Origin of the sequence: Acinetobacter sp. NIPH 817 (assembly GCF_000368405.1) — a bacterium.
Classification (GTDB): Bacteria; Pseudomonadota; Gammaproteobacteria; order Pseudomonadales; family Moraxellaceae; genus Acinetobacter.
The window spans coordinates 416,404-431,312 of record NZ_KB849420.1 but is presented as its reverse complement, the minus strand read 5'-3'; the positions used below and the strand labels follow the sequence as shown (position 1 = coordinate 431,312).

Annotated in this window: 17 protein-coding genes, 1 tRNA gene and 1 pseudogene; 10 read left to right on the top strand and 9 right to left on the bottom strand. The window is 35.1% G+C overall.

Features of this window, described 5'->3' with window-relative positions:
* Positions 1–37 precede the first annotated feature (37 nt).
* Positions 38–1,291, bottom strand: a complete 1,254-nt coding sequence (glyA, locus tag F968_RS05740) for a serine hydroxymethyltransferase (RefSeq protein WP_004791172.1) — start codon at positions 1,289–1,291, stop codon at positions 38–40.
* A 61-nt stretch (positions 1,292–1,352) separates the two neighbouring features.
* Here glyA and F968_RS20575 point away from each other — a divergent pair.
* A pseudogene (locus tag F968_RS20575) lies at positions 1,353–1,445 on the top strand (hypothetical protein); the annotation flags it as partial.
* Positions 1,446–1,537: 92 nt separating this feature from the next.
* Here F968_RS20575 and F968_RS05735 read toward each other — a convergent pair.
* Positions 1,538–2,767 (bottom strand): alpha/beta hydrolase, encoded by a 1,230-nt coding sequence (locus F968_RS05735; protein WP_004791170.1) that lies wholly within the window; start codon positions 2,765–2,767, stop codon positions 1,538–1,540.
* Positions 2,768–3,019: 252 nt separating this feature from the next.
* On the opposite strand from F968_RS05735, the gene F968_RS05730 reads away from it, so the two are divergent.
* From F968_RS05730 to F968_RS05695, 8 genes are all read left to right on the top strand, one after another.
* Positions 3,020–3,706 carry a 3'-5' exonuclease gene (locus F968_RS05730; protein WP_004791168.1) on the top strand — a complete coding sequence of 229 codons (687 nt, stop codon included), beginning with the start codon at positions 3,020–3,022 and terminating at the stop codon, positions 3,704–3,706.
* 147 nt (positions 3,707–3,853) lie between these two features.
* Positions 3,854–4,486, top strand: coding sequence for a hypothetical protein (locus tag F968_RS05725; RefSeq protein ID WP_004791165.1), 633 nt, complete (start codon positions 3,854–3,856; stop codon positions 4,484–4,486).
* Positions 4,487–4,586: 100 nt separating this feature from the next.
* Positions 4,587–4,663, top strand: a tRNA-Arg gene (locus F968_RS05720).
* A gap of 612 nt (positions 4,664–5,275) precedes the next feature.
* The gene (locus F968_RS05715; protein ID WP_004791161.1) at positions 5,276–5,593 is read left to right on the top strand and encodes a hypothetical protein; all 318 of its coding nucleotides are present in this window, start codon (positions 5,276–5,278) and stop codon (positions 5,591–5,593) included.
* A gap of 3 nt (positions 5,594–5,596) precedes the next feature.
* On the top strand, positions 5,597–6,235 hold the full coding sequence (locus F968_RS05710; protein WP_004791159.1) for an SOS response-associated peptidase: 639 nt from the start codon (positions 5,597–5,599) through the stop codon (positions 6,233–6,235).
* A gap of 97 nt (positions 6,236–6,332) precedes the next feature.
* Complete coding sequence (locus tag F968_RS05705) at positions 6,333–7,670, top strand: caspase family protein (RefSeq protein WP_004791157.1); 1,338 nt, start codon at positions 6,333–6,335, stop codon at positions 7,668–7,670.
* A 217-nt stretch (positions 7,671–7,887) separates the two neighbouring features.
* The gene (locus F968_RS05700) at positions 7,888–8,385 is read left to right on the top strand and encodes a LexA family protein (protein ID WP_004791156.1); all 498 of its coding nucleotides are present in this window, start codon (positions 7,888–7,890) and stop codon (positions 8,383–8,385) included.
* Positions 8,382–9,677 carry a Y-family DNA polymerase gene (locus F968_RS05695; protein WP_004791155.1) on the top strand — a complete coding sequence of 432 codons (1,296 nt, stop codon included), beginning with the start codon at positions 8,382–8,384 and terminating at the stop codon, positions 9,675–9,677. The genes F968_RS05700 and F968_RS05695 overlap by 4 nt, the downstream gene beginning before the upstream one ends.
* A gap of 82 nt (positions 9,678–9,759) precedes the next feature.
* On the opposite strand, the gene F968_RS05690 is transcribed toward F968_RS05695, so the two are convergent.
* From F968_RS05690 to F968_RS05680, 3 genes are all read right to left on the bottom strand, one after another.
* A complete protein-coding gene (locus F968_RS05690) occupies positions 9,760–10,164 on the bottom strand; it encodes a hypothetical protein (protein ID WP_004791153.1) in 405 nt (134 codons plus the stop codon).
* Positions 10,143–10,559 carry a HEPN domain-containing protein gene (locus F968_RS05685; protein WP_004791150.1) on the bottom strand — a complete coding sequence of 139 codons (417 nt, stop codon included), beginning with the start codon at positions 10,557–10,559 and terminating at the stop codon, positions 10,143–10,145. The genes F968_RS05690 and F968_RS05685 overlap by 22 nt, the downstream gene beginning before the upstream one ends.
* 49 nt (positions 10,560–10,608) lie before the next feature.
* A protein-coding gene (locus F968_RS05680; protein WP_085942227.1) for an IS3-like element ISAba22 family transposase occupies positions 10,609–11,774 on the bottom strand; the annotation gives its coding sequence in 2 pieces (ribosomal slippage) (positions 10,609–11,516 and positions 11,516–11,774; 1,167 coding nt in all).
* A 685-nt stretch (positions 11,775–12,459) separates the two neighbouring features.
* Here F968_RS05680 and F968_RS05670 point away from each other — a divergent pair.
* A complete protein-coding gene (locus tag F968_RS05670; protein WP_004791147.1) occupies positions 12,460–12,876 on the top strand; it encodes a hypothetical protein in 417 nt (138 codons plus the stop codon).
* Positions 12,877–12,989: 113 nt separating this feature from the next.
* Here F968_RS05670 and F968_RS05665 read toward each other — a convergent pair whose 3' ends face one another.
* The 4 genes from F968_RS05665 to F968_RS05650 form a co-directional block, all read right to left on the bottom strand.
* On the bottom strand, positions 12,990–13,535 hold the full coding sequence (locus F968_RS05665) for an SHOCT domain-containing protein (RefSeq protein ID WP_034596157.1): 546 nt from the start codon (positions 13,533–13,535) through the stop codon (positions 12,990–12,992).
* 264 nt (positions 13,536–13,799) lie between these two features.
* Positions 13,800–14,342: a glycoside hydrolase family 108 protein gene (locus F968_RS05660; protein ID WP_004791143.1), complete on the bottom strand. Its 543-nt coding sequence runs from the start codon at positions 14,340–14,342 to the stop codon at positions 13,800–13,802.
* 57 nt (positions 14,343–14,399) lie between these two features.
* Entirely contained in the window at positions 14,400–14,624 is a 225-nt protein-coding gene (locus F968_RS05655) for a hypothetical protein (protein ID WP_004791142.1), read from the bottom strand.
* Entirely contained in the window at positions 14,605–14,898 is a 294-nt protein-coding gene (locus tag F968_RS05650) for a phage holin (RefSeq protein WP_004791140.1), read from the bottom strand. Before F968_RS05650 ends, F968_RS05655 begins: the two co-directional genes overlap by 20 nt.
* Between the last annotated feature and the right edge of the window lie 11 nt (positions 14,899–14,909).

Here is a 14,909-nt window from a genome sequence, read left to right as displayed (position 1 = left end):
AAAAAGCGCCATACGGCGCTTTTTTTACATTTACAACTTATTGTGCGTATACAGGGAATTTTGCACAAACAGTTTCAACTTTCGCTTTTACGTCAGCAATAACTTTTTCGTCACCTTTGCTGTCAATCACGTCAGCGATCCAACCAGCCAGCTCACGAACTTCAGCTTCACCAAAACCACGAGTTGTTACCGCTGGAGTACCGATACGGATACCAGAAGTCACGAATGGAGAACGTGGGTCATTTGGAACTGAGTTTTTGTTCACAGTAATGTGAGCAGCACCTAACCAAGCGTCAGCATCTTTACCAGTTACGTCTTGTTTAATTAAAGATAACAAGAACAAGTGGTTGTCTGTACCGCCAGAAACAACATCATAACCACGTGCAATCAATACTTCAGCCATAGCTTGAGCATTTTTCACAACTTGTTGTTGGTAAGCTTTAAAGTCATCAGACATTGCTTCTTTGAAGCAGATTGCTTTAGCAGCAATCGCATGCATCAATGGACCACCTTGGTTACCAGGGAATACAGCTGATTGAAGTTTTTTCTCGATTTCTTCATTCGCTTTCGCAAGGATTAAACCAGAACGTGGACCACGAAGTGTTTTGTGAGTCGTAGTTGTAGTTACGTCAGCAATTTGAACTGGGTTTGGATATACGCCAGCAGCTACAAGACCTGCAACGTGAGCCATATCAACAAAAAGGTAAGCGCCAACTTTGTCCGCGATGTCACGGAAACGTTGCCAATCTACAACACGGCTGTAAGCAGAGAAACCAGCAACGATCATACGTGGCTTGTGCTCTAATGCTAAGCGTTCAACTTCTTCATAATCGATCTCGCCAGTTTCAGCGTTCAGACCGTATTGAACTGCATTATAAGTTTTACCAGAGAAGCTTACTTTAGCACCGTGAGTCAAGTGACCACCGTGAGCCAAGCTCATACCTAAAACAGTATCGCCTGGGTTAAGAAGTGCTAGATAAACAGCAGAGTTAGCTTGTGAGCCAGCATGTGGTTGAACGTTTGCGTAATCTGCACCAAAAAGTTCTTTAGCACGATCAATCGCCATTTGCTCAATGATATCCACATATTCGCAACCGCCATAATAGCGTTTACCTGGATAACCTTCTGCATATTTATTCGTAAGTTTTGATCCTTGCGCTTCCATCACAGCAGGAGAGCAATAGTTTTCAGAAGCAATTAACTCGATATGTGCTTCTTGACGCTCACCTTCAGAAGCAATTGCTTGAGCTAATTCTGGATCAAATTCAGAAATGGAAATATTGGCAAACATTAGCGGGGGTCCTATAAAATTAGGGCTTTTAAGCCGTGCTAAGATTGCGACATATTGTAGCATGAACTTTATAATTAAACAGAATGAAGTTAGCTCAGTTTTAAATAAAAATGGCTCAAGTTTTATAAAAAATGAGCCATTGTTTATAAATCAATAAAAAAGCTGGTTTAAAGCTTATATTTAAAAATTTTTCCTCATTCACTTTAGCTTACAATAAGGTTAAAAATACTTTAAATATCAATAACTCTATTGTGCTGTTAGCAAGGTCTGAACATTTCCAACAATGTTGTCTACATTACTACTCATCGCCGTATTATGGTCCCAGTTACCAGTCACATAACTATTAATTTTAGTACCTACGACAGTGGCATTAGATATCAAAATATCTGTAGCTACTTTAGGAACTGTTGTATCTGCTAGACCCTGATAAATGATAATTGGTGTAGATACTTTTGCCTGTAAAGGTTGAGAATCTTTATCTAAGAATGTTTTAACCAAGGGTACTACCATAAAGTTAGGTTGTGTACGCGTAAAACCATCCAGTGTGCCGCCATGTGTTGCTGCGTAGGTTTGCATATTAACTACCAAAGCTTGGGCTAATGGCCCCGCACAAATCGTTTCTGCCTGCTGTGCTGTACTTTCTGTTTGTGAAGTAAATACCTGCGAATAATTAAAACTTGGCTGTGTATTTCGAATACCTGCTGTAACTAACGCAGTATAGGTATCAAGCTGTGCATACATCGGAATCTTTTTATCTATAGTTGTATTAGCAACCGCTTGTTCACCTGCAACTAAAATAAAACCTAAATTAGAAGCTGGTGCTACGGCTACTGTACCTTTATAGTCTAGCTGTGCACGACTCGCATATTGTGCAGCACTCAACGCAGCATGTCCCCCTTGGGAATGTCCGACTGTAAGCCATTTTTTTGAAGTTAATAAGTTACGCTGTGATAAATAGTTACGCGTTGCAACCACAGCATCTGTAATTGAGAAAGCCTCACTTTTAACATTTAAAAATGGATGTATGCCTGAAGTACCTAAACCTTCATAGTCTGGTGCAACAACAACATAACCAGCTGCAAGTAACTTACTAATTAAATCTTTTGTACTGTCTGTTAAAGCTGCTTTACTCGGTGCACAGGCATCAGCAACACCTGTAGTGCCATGTGCCCAGACTACAATTGGCCAACCACCTGTTGGTGGTGGTGTATTTGGTGTGAATACCAAACTGGTTGCCTGTACTTCTTGGCCACTTTGACCTAACATTTTATAGGTCAGAATACTACTTTCTGCGGCAACTGATCCTAAGTTAGTACTTGTGTAAGCATCTACTTTAACTACTGGATTTTGAATATTATTGGCTGGAGTACCAGATGGATTAGTAGTTACTGGGCTGTCATCACTACTCCCTCCTCCACAAGCGACTAAAAATAAACTCGTGCTAAGAACACTGGTCATGAACAGTTTCATTTTCATTGGTATATCTTCCCTTAAATTCCATTTTTGTTGTGCTTTAGTTTTTTAATCAACATTTTCTAATGCCTTAAAAACAATTACGCCTAAACTTAATTTTTGGCAAGTCATATTTGAGCAAAATTAATCCATGAAAGACTCTATTTTTGAGCATGAATTGTCATTCTCGCTAATTTCTGGCTCTACTCCATGTTTTAAAGTGAATAGCCAACTGTTACCATTCATAGCTACTCGTAATTATTTGAAAGGCCAAATATGCAAGCCATTATTTTAGATACAGAAACACATACACTAAATGGTTTGCCTATTGAAATCGCGTATGCCCCGATTGAACTTAATGAAGGCAAACTCACCTTAGATAAAAGCAAATTGTTTGATCAGCTCTATCAAGTGGGTACTCCTATTTCTTACGCGGCTATGGCAGTTCACCATATATTAGAGTCAGATTTAGAAAACCAGCCTCACTATAAAACCTTTGAATTACCAGAGACCACAACTTATATTATTGGTCACAATATTGATTACGATATTGCCGCAATTGCTCGTTGTGGTGTTGATGTATCGAATATTAAACCGATTTGCACTTTAGCTTTAGCACGTAAAGTTTGGCCTGAAGCAGAAGCACATAATATCTCCGCCCTCATTTATATGATTTCACAAGGCAGCAGTAAAGCTCGTGAATTACTCAAAGGTGCACACCGTGCCGATGCCGATATTATTTTGACTGCCAATATTTTGATGCATATTGTCTATCATTTAAATATTCAAGATATTGAAGAGCTATACCGAGTTTCTGAAGAAGCACGTATCCCCACGACGGTTAACTTTGGTAAGCATAAAGGCACAGCAATTGCTGAACTTCCTAAAGACTATATTCAATGGTTATTACGCCAAGATGAGCTTGATATTTACCTTCGCAAAGCATTAGAAAGTGTACTTTAATGACTTAAATAGATGATATTCATCAATTCTTCATCATATTGTCATTTTTGAGTTTTATGGTTAACCCCATTTATATTTTATTAAAAACAGCACTGTTCAACTCAGAAGATTGAACAGTCTGATTTTTTTTTATATTGGGGAAACATCATGGCTGGTTTTTATAGAACCAATTTAGGAAGAGTTGCGCTTCAACAACGCAATATTGTTTTAAATGCAAAACAAAGACGTTTATTACTCTTAATAGACCATGAAGATTTTCAAAACTTAAATGTTGAATTTAAAAAACGTATTGCTTCTCCAGAATTGATTCAACAGCTTGTCGACTTAGAACTTATTGCCTCAACTGCCTCTACAGAAACGTTAACTGATGAAGAAATTATTTTAAAAACATTACCAACAAATAAAGTAGAAGAAAATCAAAAAGAATCTGTTGGTAGCTCCATAGCACATTCCGCGAATCTTGTTGGAGAAATCCAGCTTTCCGAGCAAAAAACTTTAGATCAGTCCAGTACTACATATTTTCAACCAGTAATATCTTCTAAGGCTCTTTCTTTCGAAGAAATACAACTATTAATGATGAAAACTCTTAGCAGTTATTGTGGACTAATGACTAAACCACTAGTTCAAAAAATAGAGAAAGCCACAACAATACAAGAGCTTAAACTGTGCCAAATGCAATGGATTACCAGTTTGCAGGAATCCCGCATTCCTCCTCAGGAACTTGCAAGTGCTTTGCATACAATTAACTATTCAATTCAGCTTCTTCAAGAAAGTATATAAATATTAAACAACTTGCTGTTTAATTAAGCATTAAATTCACTTGGCACGTATTTCGTGCTTTACCTGCCAGTGTTTTTTTCCTATGATGTGCCCCACGCATGCGCTCGTAGCTCAGTTGGATAGAGTACAGGTTTCCGAAACCTGGGGTCGTGGGTTCGATCCCCGCCGGGCGCACCAATTTTTAGTTTCAGCAAGTATCAATTCTTACCAAAACCATTGATACCACTACTATAACAAACTCTAATTAGTTTCATAAAGTACCAAAACGTTCCACCAGTTACCGTAATCTTTACGGTATTTTTTCCAGTACAGTCTGATACCGCAATAATTCATACCGTAAAAAACCTATTTAATTTTGTCCTAAAAGCTCTTTGTAACCCGTATTTAACTAAAATCATTGAACATTTTTAGTACGATCATTTGTACTAGAAGATTTTTTGCCGATTAAATTATGTTCACTTGGATCAAAAAAAGATATCTAATTTTTAAAAATTAGACTCAAATTAAAAAGCAGAAGAAAAAAGTTTGTAAGATTAAGCTAACATTGTAAGAAGTAGGCCTAATTAATTGGCCCCTAAAATATTAAATCGCAAGTTGAATAATTGAGAATTTACAAATGAAAGATTGGGTCTATTTTTATATTGAGCACACAATCAAATATGGTGAGCCATTCTATAAAGAGATCGGTTGGTCTTTAGGCTTGCAGAATAATTATATAGTTATTAGCGTGATAAGAAGCTAAGTAAAGAGAAATGATGCAGGGTTGGGAGGATATTGTGGATAGTTGGAATGTATAATTTTGATCTTGTTAATTCGATCACTATTTTAGATCGGTATTTTGCCTATCGACCAGCTGACACCACTGGTTATGACCTAGAAGCATGTAAATTCTACAAAATAGTTGGAAAAGTTAAATATTATTTCTTTTTTTCAACTGAGACTTGGAGGAAAACTGATAATATTTCTATTAAGCAAAATAGACTTCCATTTATTGAGTGTAATATTTTAGACCTTCTAAATTCATTTAATCTTTGTCCAACTAATGAATCGAAAAAGATTCTTGCAGAACAAAGGATTAAAGAAATACAAGAACTTTCTGAGGCTTAATCAATGTGCGCAAACTATGAGCCAATAAGCAAGGATCGAGTTCACCTGCTTGATCTCTTTGAACCTACTTTCGATTATAAAGCTGATATTTATCCGGGTTACGACTGCCCTCTTATTTTTTCTAAAGATGGCCACATTGAATGGCGACAAGTCAAATTCGGTATGATTCCACCATGGAACCATGACTTAAAGTTTTCGAAATACACTTATAACGCCAGAACTGAGACAGTTGATAAAAAACCGAGCTTTCGACACGCTTGGGCTAAAAGTCAGTTTGCACTAATACCCGTCGAAAAAATTTATGAGCCAAGATATGTGAATGGTAAAGCCGAACGTTGGGGAATTTATAGAGAAGATGGTTTGCCATTTACAGTCGCTGCAATTTATGACTCAACCGTAATTGACGGGCAGCAAGTTCGATCTATGTCTATGCTCACTATCAACGCTGATGCCCATCCCTTCATGAACCAGTTTCATAAGCCTGAAGATGAGAAAAGATCAATAATCGTCATACCTCCAGAATTTAGAAAGGATTGGTTAAACTGTAAACATGAAGATGCAAATCAATTTTTCATTGAAATGCCTTTAACTGGATTTAAATCTAATTATTTTCCGAGATTCAACAAAAAGGGCTTAATCTAATCTATTTTTTGAATTAAATTATAACCGACAAAAATTTTAGCTATACTAAACATAACATTAGAGAAAATTTCGGATCAAAGTTTATAAGGGGAAATTAATGGATAAAATAATTGCTATTGCTATAGATGAGTACAGCAACGCTCCAGATCAAAATTTAAAAAATTGCCTTAATGATATTAATAGTATTATTAATATACTAAACACTGATTATGAATATAATTTAGATGACTTAGGACTAGTACTTTATAATAAGCCTGAGCAGACAACACTTTCATATTTATACAGAGTATTGAATGAGGAGTTTATGAATTCCTTAGAAAATGATTCTATTTTATTAATATTTGCAGGTCATGGCGAATATAATCATTATTTACGGAAAGGTTATTGGCTCTGCTCTGATAGCAAATTTGATGATCCTACTACATGGTTTGATATAAATAACTTAATTTCATTTCTTTCATACTCGAAAGCTAAACATATTGCTGTAATTTCTGATAGCTGCTTTTCAGGTTCAATTTTTGATAGAACTAGAGGGGGTGGACTAGATGCCTTAGAAGATAAGAAGTCTAGACAAGCATTAACTTCTGGAGGATTAGAAAAGGTTAGTGATGGACACGAAAATGATAATAGCCCCTTTAATAAAGCTATCCAATTAACTTTGAATGAAAATGATAGTGATACTTTAACTTTCAATGCATTTTGTGAAAACACTATCAAAAATTTTTCAAGTACAAGGAAACAGACACCAGAGTATGGGTCATTAAGTATACAGGGGGATGCAGGTGGGACTTATATATTTAAGAAAAAAATTAAAGACAGTTATAATGGAATTTCTTACAAAAATATGACATTACCACTTGAAATTGATAAAAGAATCAACATTGATTCTAAAATAAATATTCCTATTTTTTCTGGTGCTACAAATATAGATTTAAATATTATTAATATTTTTATACAACGACTGGGATATGAAATTATTAATGATATTCGTACATATGCTTCCACCGAAATAGACCATCTTATTGAACTTAGTTCAAAGTACCCATTTGAAGTTCAGTCTTATTATACTATTCATAGATTTGACCAAGAGTATTTAAGTATTTCACTTTCTCATTCTGATGACTTTGCTTCTATACACCCAAATTACTATAATTATTCAATAAACTTTAAATTAACCCCTACCCGACAAGTTAATATATACGAAGTTTTTGAAATTCCTCACATTGAAGGTTTATCAGATTTAATTAATCAATATGCCGAAGATGGGTGTAAAGACATATTACTTCGAACTCTAAATGAGATAGATACCTATAAATTAGACTTTGCCTTTGACGAACAATCTTTATTTTTATTCTTTACGAATCATTTACCTCATGCCTATAAAGCCTGCGGTATCGTTGAAATTCCACTAGCAAATTTATCATTTAGATCTTAAAAAGTATGATTGTCATGAGCTCTATATAAAACTTTCACCTTTAAAATATGTCTTCTTATAAGGAGCTATCATATGAAGAATTTCCGACCAAACGCACAAAATTGAGCGACAAGTTACGACTAGTCATTATTTATCCACAAGTTTTTAAATTTGAAATTTAACTAAGCTCTAGCATATCATCTTGAATATGTTACAAATTCAAGTTAGGGGATATTCTATGAGCGAAATTGCACCATCCATTATCCAGATAAAGCCGTATTTACAAGGGGCTGTTTTATCTGATGTTGTATCTATTAAGCTAGTTGTACCCTCAACCCATATACTTGTCCCTTATGCTTTAGAAAAGATTTCTGCAGGATTCCCCAGCCCCGCACAAGATTATGTAGATAAAGCGCTCGATATGAACGAGCATTTAATAAAAAATGAAACCGCTACGTTTATTGTGAAAGTTGCTTCACTCTCAATGTTAAATGCAGGTATCGATATTGATGACGAGCTCATTGTCGATCGTAGTCTCGATGCAAAACACGGCGATATTGTCGTGGCACTAATTGATAATGATTTCACAGTTAAGCGCTTAATGATCGATGAGTCTGGCCAATGGCTCAAAGCAGAAAATCCAGATTATAAAAATATTTATTTAGCGGATGGCCAAGAATTAATAATTTGGGGTGTTGTTACTCATATCATTAAAATGACAAGAAAAAAGTCATGAAGCATGAAAACAAAGTTTTCTTTCTCATTGATGTAAATAACATGTACGTTTCATGCGAGAGAGTCTTTGATCCTAGTTTGAACAATAAGCCTGTGATTGTTCTCAGTAACAATGATGGGTGCGCCGTGGCGCGCAGCAATGAATCGAAATCCCTAAATATAAAAATGGGTGTGCCGTTATTCCAAATTAAAGACATTGTTCAGCAGCACAACGTAATCGTACTTTCAAGCAATTATGCAATGTATGCTGAAATGTCGAGACGTTTTCATACAATCCTTGCTTCATACGTAACTGATGAAGAAGTTGAGCCGTACTCGATTGATGAATGCTTTGTTGATTTTTCTGCTTATGAAAAGAATTTCGATCTTGAAAAGGTCGGTCAACAAATGCGGCAGCAAATATGGAAATGGCTCGGTTTACCAGTATGTGTTGGAATCGGCAGAAGTAAAACAGAATCTAAGATTGCTAATCACATTGCTAAAAAGAATCCCGGTTTTAATAGTGTGTGCGATCTCGTAAATATGGATCCTTGCAACAAAGAATATTACTTCTCATTAATTGAAGTATCTGAAGTTTGGGGCGTAGGTCGTAAACACTCAAAGAAATTGCAATCAATGGGCATTAATACTGTTTTAGATCTAGCTTGTGCTGAACCTCGAGAGATGCAGAAAAAATTCTCGATTGTTATGGCAAGAACCATTTACGAATTACAAGGCATCTCATGCATTGAAATTGAAGATACACCAACCTCAAAAAAACAAATAATAAAGTCTTGTTCATTTGGTACAAAAGTTACTGAACTCTCTGATTTGAAAGAAGCAATAGCCATGCACGCACAAGAAGCTTGCAAACGTTTGCGTGATGAAGAGTCACTTTGTGGCTGTCTCCTAGTGTTTGTACAATCAAGTCCATTTGATGAAAGTGCCCCTTATTATAATAAATCAATCACGGGTTCCTTCTCTGAACCTACAGATAGCGCTTTAGATTTCGTAAAAGCTGCAACAAAAATGGTATCTCACATTTATAAAGAAGGTATTAAGTATAAGAAGTGCGGCGTGATACTAACAGGTTTAGAACCTAAGGCTGGCCATACATATGACCTGCTCACAGATTTTGAAGCAATAGAAAAGAAAGAACAATTGATGAAAACACTAGATAACGTGCACACTAAATTCGGAAAGAAAAAGCTCGGTGTTGGTCCTTGTTATTTACCTGGTCGAACTTGGTCAATGTCGAGGGATAAACTAACTAAGAACCCATTTATGTGGGATCAGCTAACAATCGTCAAATGAAATATTAAGTATTATCTATATTGAGATAGTCAGAATGATTTCTCAACTATACCAATATAGATAAGGCAGTTAATTATAATTCTTATAAAAATCTATAAATTAAACAGTCATAAATTTCAAAACCATTTATCATTGAATTAGAAATTCTGCACATACCATTATCCATATGAACAAGTCCTTTCATATTTTTGTATATAAAAGAATTCTTTGGTTTAACCTCAACAGCATTTAATGGAATTGCTTTATATTTCTTAGATAAACTATTTCTATTTATGTTGCTAATCATTTCATAAACAAAAGAGGAACCTTTTTTAGAAAACTCATCAAATACTAAAATATACTTCCACTCGTTTAAATCGGATTGTAGAAACCACATCGCAGCATCAATATCAACCTTTTTTTTAACCAATTCTTTTAGCAAAAATTGACCAGAAAACTCCATATCTTTTGAGAGTTCCCTTTGGATTACCAATGTTTTTTTATCCATGGAAGTATTCCTGATTGTTGATCACTAACAGCATTAATTAATTCTTCTGCACTAACTTTTTCAATTGAAGGATCATATCTAAATTGTTCAGACCAATCCTTCACTATGGCCCAATTGATTTCTAATTGAGAGTCAGTTCTGGAATCACTTTCGAATTGAATACTTAAATTTGCAAGTTTAAGTAATTGATTTAAATCATGAACATATGAATCATTGACTAGTCTTTTATTAGGAAATTCATTTTGTTTAAAAGATTTAGCTATACATGCTTTCAAAGCACACTCTATTGAGTAACCACACAGATAATAGGCACCTTGGTATAATTCATTTTCAAATAGAGTTTTGGACTCTTTTAACCTTAAGTCAGATAATGCCTCGAGTTCATCTTTAGTCATAGATTACTGATATACGCTGAATTATCAGGAGACTTTCCCTTGGGAGATTCTAGGCAGCCAACTTATAAAAGTCTTCGGCCATTTGATTTGGTGTCTTAAAACCCAAACCCTTTTGAATTCTTCGATGATTATAAAATAATTCAATGTATTTTATAATATCTGCTTTGGCTTCTTCTCTGGTTTGATAGTTGTAATGATGCACTAACTCATTTTTCAGTATTCCCCAAAAGCTTTCAATCGGTGCATTATCGTAACAGTCTCCGCGCTTGCTCATTGAACCTTGAAAACCATATTGCTCAAGTATATTTCGATATTCATGGCTGCAATATTGACTTCCTCTGTCTGAATGCACAATCAGTTCTTTGGTTGGTTTTTGATTGTGAATAGCCATATTTAGCGCATTACAAACAAGCTGTGTTGTCATGCGCTCATTTAAGCTATAGCCAACCACTTGCTTCGTGTAAAGGTCTTTTACCGCTGCTAAGTACAGCCATCCTTCAACAGTCCATATGTACGTAATATCACTTGACCATGCTTGATTTGGTCTAGTCATTGAGAATTGTTGCTCCAGCAGGTTTTCATAGATCGCTCGATTATGGTCACTATTCGTAGTCCTTTTAAAACGCTTGTGTCGCTTACAATACAGGTGGTTCAGCGCTTTTATCTGACGTACAGCGTACATACTCATTTTTATGCCCTGAGCTTGTAAGTATTTGGTTAATCGAATATAACCATAGCTCTGCTTTGTCTCCTCATGGGCTATTTTCACCAATATCGTCTGTTGATTTCGTTGAATCGTTCTTTTGCTCACGCCTCTCTTGAGCCAATCATAAAAACATGAAACTGAAACATGAAGTAATCGAGCCATTAAGGTAATTGGAAAAGAATATCTTTTTTGTTTCATATAGGCGTACCTTACTGACTTTCTTTGGCAAAGTACGCTGCTGCCTTTTTTAAAAATTCACGTTCCATTTCAGCTATTTTGAGCTGTTGTTTGAGTTTTTTATTTTCTTCGAGTAGAGCGTTTAGATCAGGTGAATACTGTTTTGTACCTGCTAAAGTTCCAGCCTTTGCTTTGGTATTCCAATTTGAAAGAGTTTGCATTGAAATGCTAAGTTGTCTGGCTGTTTCCGAGACATTGCCTTGATTGGCTTCAATTAATTTGATGGCTTCAGCTTTAAATTCTGTGGTGTAAGTCTTGTGTTTCTTGCTCATGGTAAACTCCTGATGAGTGTGTTTAGTTTACCAAGTTAAAACCTCCTGTTTTTTCAGCACACATCATACCTATTAACCAAGTTTGTGAGATAAAAGTTTTCTATAATTTATCATAATTGTAATTTTTATAATGACTTGATTTATAAAATTTATTGCTTTTACATTAATTTTTTTAAACCCTCTCATAAGAACTTATTTATAGGGATTACATAAATGCCTACATTCATATTACTATTGATCGCATGAGCTGTGCATCCAGATAACAGAATGCACAAAAAAACCACTATCCTCATAGTGAAACTCGGTTAGCTATCCAACCGTAAAAGAATTGTCTCTGGTCGAAACTGGTCCATGAGTAGGGATAAGTTGAGTAGAAATCCTTTTAAGTGGTATGAGTTATTAGTAATTACGAAAATGAGAAAAGATTTGATCAAATTTAATCTTTTTCACTAATTTTTGAGCAAATATTTTTTCAATCATAATTATTCCAGTGTTGACAAGATAAGCTGTTGATTGAAGGAAAATATGTAAGCCCAAGCTGGGATTCAGTGTGAGTATGAAGAGAATTTAAAACCTAAAGATTATTTTATATTTGAAAATATTTTAAATACTAACCATGAATTGAAGTAAATAAAGAAAAAAGATTATAGAATGTATTTACATTTATAAACAGTAAAGAGTAATAATGAAACTTATAAATTTAGGTAAGGGTGCCAAAGTCCATAACATGGGTATTAAAAGAAATATGATTGTTGTAGATGATGTATCCCAAATAGATGCTTTAGTAAACGTTGAAGAAAATGGAGAAATTATTCATTTGGATGCTGAAGGAAATGAAGTTCACACTCCTGAAAGTTTTGCCAGCAAAATAACTATTCAGCGGAATGAAATATTACTTCAACTAGAATCTGAGATTCAAACTCTTAAGAATGAGGTGACTCAAGCAAAATTACTAGCTAAACTTACCACTCTCAAAAATCATCAAAAAACTATGAAAGGTGAATGGAAATTTAAAGAAGCTCTTACCAAATTTAAGGATTTTGCTTCCGATCTAGGTGCTAAAGTTGTAGCTGAAATCGCGATAAAACAATTAGATTTGTAAAATTTTTAACCCTTCTTAGGGGCTTCCACGCGAATGCTGACACTCGCATTAGTATTGATCGTAAAAGCTGTGCATCATTAATGATGCACAGCTTAAAAAAGAGTAATTAAAAATTATGAACCTATAATTTTCTTCTTCATTTCATCAAATTCTTTCTCGGTAATTAACCCTTGATCCTTAAGCTCTTTCCATTTCAATAATTCGTCTGCAACGGAATAACTTTTCATATTCTCAGTTTTTAGAATACTTAGTTCCTCTCTTTTTGTTGATACAAGGAAGGTGTGCGGATTATTTTGAATTGGTCGTCTGTAAAGATGCTCTAAAAAGAGAAAGTAGCTTATTGGTAGCAATAAAAAAGCTATCAAAGGAATGATCACATATTGAAAAATTTCATTAGTGGCATATGTATGCTCAATGAATACAATATATAAAGCACAAAGACACATAATCACAGCTGTAAGATATAAATAATATTTACACCATATAATTGATGCATTTAATGTACTTATTTTTTGATCTCTTTTTGCTAGAAAGAAGCCTAAAATTAAAATTAAAACTGGCACCCCTCCCCAGCCTATAAAAAATATATAAGGTATCTGTAATAATGAAAATATTATGATTTTAACTAGATCACTAGTTGGCATTTTGCCCTCTTGCACCGTTCACCTCCATTCTCTTATTAAGAGAAATTATTTAATAATTAACCTTTTTGATTATTATGATGACTAAAATTCTAAAAGTAAAAAAAATTTAAGGGTTTACAAGAATATATCTTTATTTAAAGCCCTCCTTAGAGGGCTTTAACACAAATACCAATATTTACTTTACTATTGATCGTATGTGCTGTGCATCCTGAAAATAGAATGCACAACATCGTTAGAATAAATCCAAACTTAGAACGCTTAAAATGAAAGGTTTTCATATTATGAGATCCGGTTAGCGATCCAGCCATAAAAGAATTGTTCCTGGCTTTTATTGCGTTCACAAATTTCAATGTAACGTTGGCCTTGCATGATGTTGAGTACTCGCACCAATACTTTTTCCCCATCTTTCCCTCGCTTGGCCAAGTAAGTTTTAAGTGCATTTAATGTGGCTGGTCCGTAAATTCCGTCTACTGATAAATCTGGCCAGCCAGCTTTACCTTGGTTATTCAGTAAATTCAAAGCGCGTTGTAAGAGCGGTTTTGCAAAGCCGGTACCACAATTTACACCGGTATCTAAAAGCTCTTCAGCAACTGCAGAAGAAACAGAGTTCACCTGGTCAAATCGTGGTGCTGTCCAGTACTGCTTTTTATAAATAGCTTTTGCTGTTTCAAGTGGTAAATCTCGCATTTTGCCTTTAAACCCGTTTGCACGTGCTACTGCTTCAGTAATGCCATATTTGGTAGCACCTCCTCGATCCGCAGGATTATTAACATACCCGCCTTCGCGTTTAATAAGCTCATCTAGATATTGTTCAATGTTCATTTCACTTTTCCTCAGATAATAAAAAACCGCCCGAAGGCGGCATTAAATGTGTGTTTGCTACAGCTGCTTTATATCTTCTGTTTTCTTTTTCTTTTCTAGCTCGGAACTACCAAAGTAATAGCCGCAAGCCATAGACATTGCCCCAGCAATAAAACCTAAGGCTGTATTTAAAAGAGTACTATTTTCCCGTGGCATTTCCACAAAGAATAATGCAATCACCAAAACAAACATTAACGCCACAAGAGCAAATGAAAGGTATGCTCTAGTCTGTTCGCTGCTCATCACTATCTCCTTGGATTCGTTTCTTAGTTAATTCATATTGCTTCGTTTGAAGATCATGAATCTCATTCTTTCGCTTTTCATCTCGACTTTTAAAATAGAGATTCGTTAAGTATGTGGCTATACCGATTAAGATTGAAAAGACAACGGCCCAGTCAATTTTTCCAATTACCCCGATCAAGCTGCCTCCCACTACATAGCCATAAGTGAATTTAGTTGCAGTCGCCGCAGCCGTACTTGCAGCTGCTTCCACTACGCTATTTGTTTGATCGTTCATGCATGCCTTCC

What these genes read in the sequence shown, in the direction of transcription:
- glyA (WP_004791172.1), bottom strand. Translation starts at nt 1,291, where the DNA reads ATGTTTGCCAATATTTCCATTTCTGAATTTGATCCAGAATTAGCTCAA.
- F968_RS05735 (WP_004791170.1), bottom strand. Translation starts at nt 2,767, where the DNA reads ATGAAAATGAAACTGTTCATGACCAGTGTTCTTAGCACGAGTTTATTT.
- F968_RS05730 (WP_004791168.1), top strand. Translation starts at nt 3,020, where the DNA reads ATGCAAGCCATTATTTTAGATACAGAAACACATACACTAAATGGTTTG.
- F968_RS05725 (WP_004791165.1), top strand. Translation starts at nt 3,854, where the DNA reads ATGGCTGGTTTTTATAGAACCAATTTAGGAAGAGTTGCGCTTCAACAA.
- F968_RS05715 (WP_004791161.1), top strand. Translation starts at nt 5,276, where the DNA reads ATGTATAATTTTGATCTTGTTAATTCGATCACTATTTTAGATCGGTAT.
- F968_RS05710 (WP_004791159.1), top strand. Translation starts at nt 5,597, where the DNA reads ATGTGCGCAAACTATGAGCCAATAAGCAAGGATCGAGTTCACCTGCTT.
- F968_RS05705 (WP_004791157.1), top strand. Translation starts at nt 6,333, where the DNA reads ATGGATAAAATAATTGCTATTGCTATAGATGAGTACAGCAACGCTCCA.
- F968_RS05700 (WP_004791156.1), top strand. Translation starts at nt 7,888, where the DNA reads ATGAGCGAAATTGCACCATCCATTATCCAGATAAAGCCGTATTTACAA.
- F968_RS05695 (WP_004791155.1), top strand. Translation starts at nt 8,382, where the DNA reads ATGAAGCATGAAAACAAAGTTTTCTTTCTCATTGATGTAAATAACATG.
- F968_RS05690 (WP_004791153.1), bottom strand. Translation starts at nt 10,164, where the DNA reads ATGGATAAAAAAACATTGGTAATCCAAAGGGAACTCTCAAAAGATATG.
- F968_RS05685 (WP_004791150.1), bottom strand. Translation starts at nt 10,559, where the DNA reads ATGACTAAAGATGAACTCGAGGCATTATCTGACTTAAGGTTAAAAGAG.
- F968_RS05670 (WP_004791147.1), top strand. Translation starts at nt 12,460, where the DNA reads ATGAAACTTATAAATTTAGGTAAGGGTGCCAAAGTCCATAACATGGGT.
- F968_RS05660 (WP_004791143.1), bottom strand. Translation starts at nt 14,342, where the DNA reads ATGAACATTGAACAATATCTAGATGAGCTTATTAAACGCGAAGGCGGG.
- F968_RS05655 (WP_004791142.1), bottom strand. Translation starts at nt 14,624, where the DNA reads ATGAGCAGCGAACAGACTAGAGCATACCTTTCATTTGCTCTTGTGGCG.
- F968_RS05650 (WP_004791140.1), bottom strand. Translation starts at nt 14,898, where the DNA reads ATGAACGATCAAACAAATAGCGTAGTGGAAGCAGCTGCAAGTACGGCT.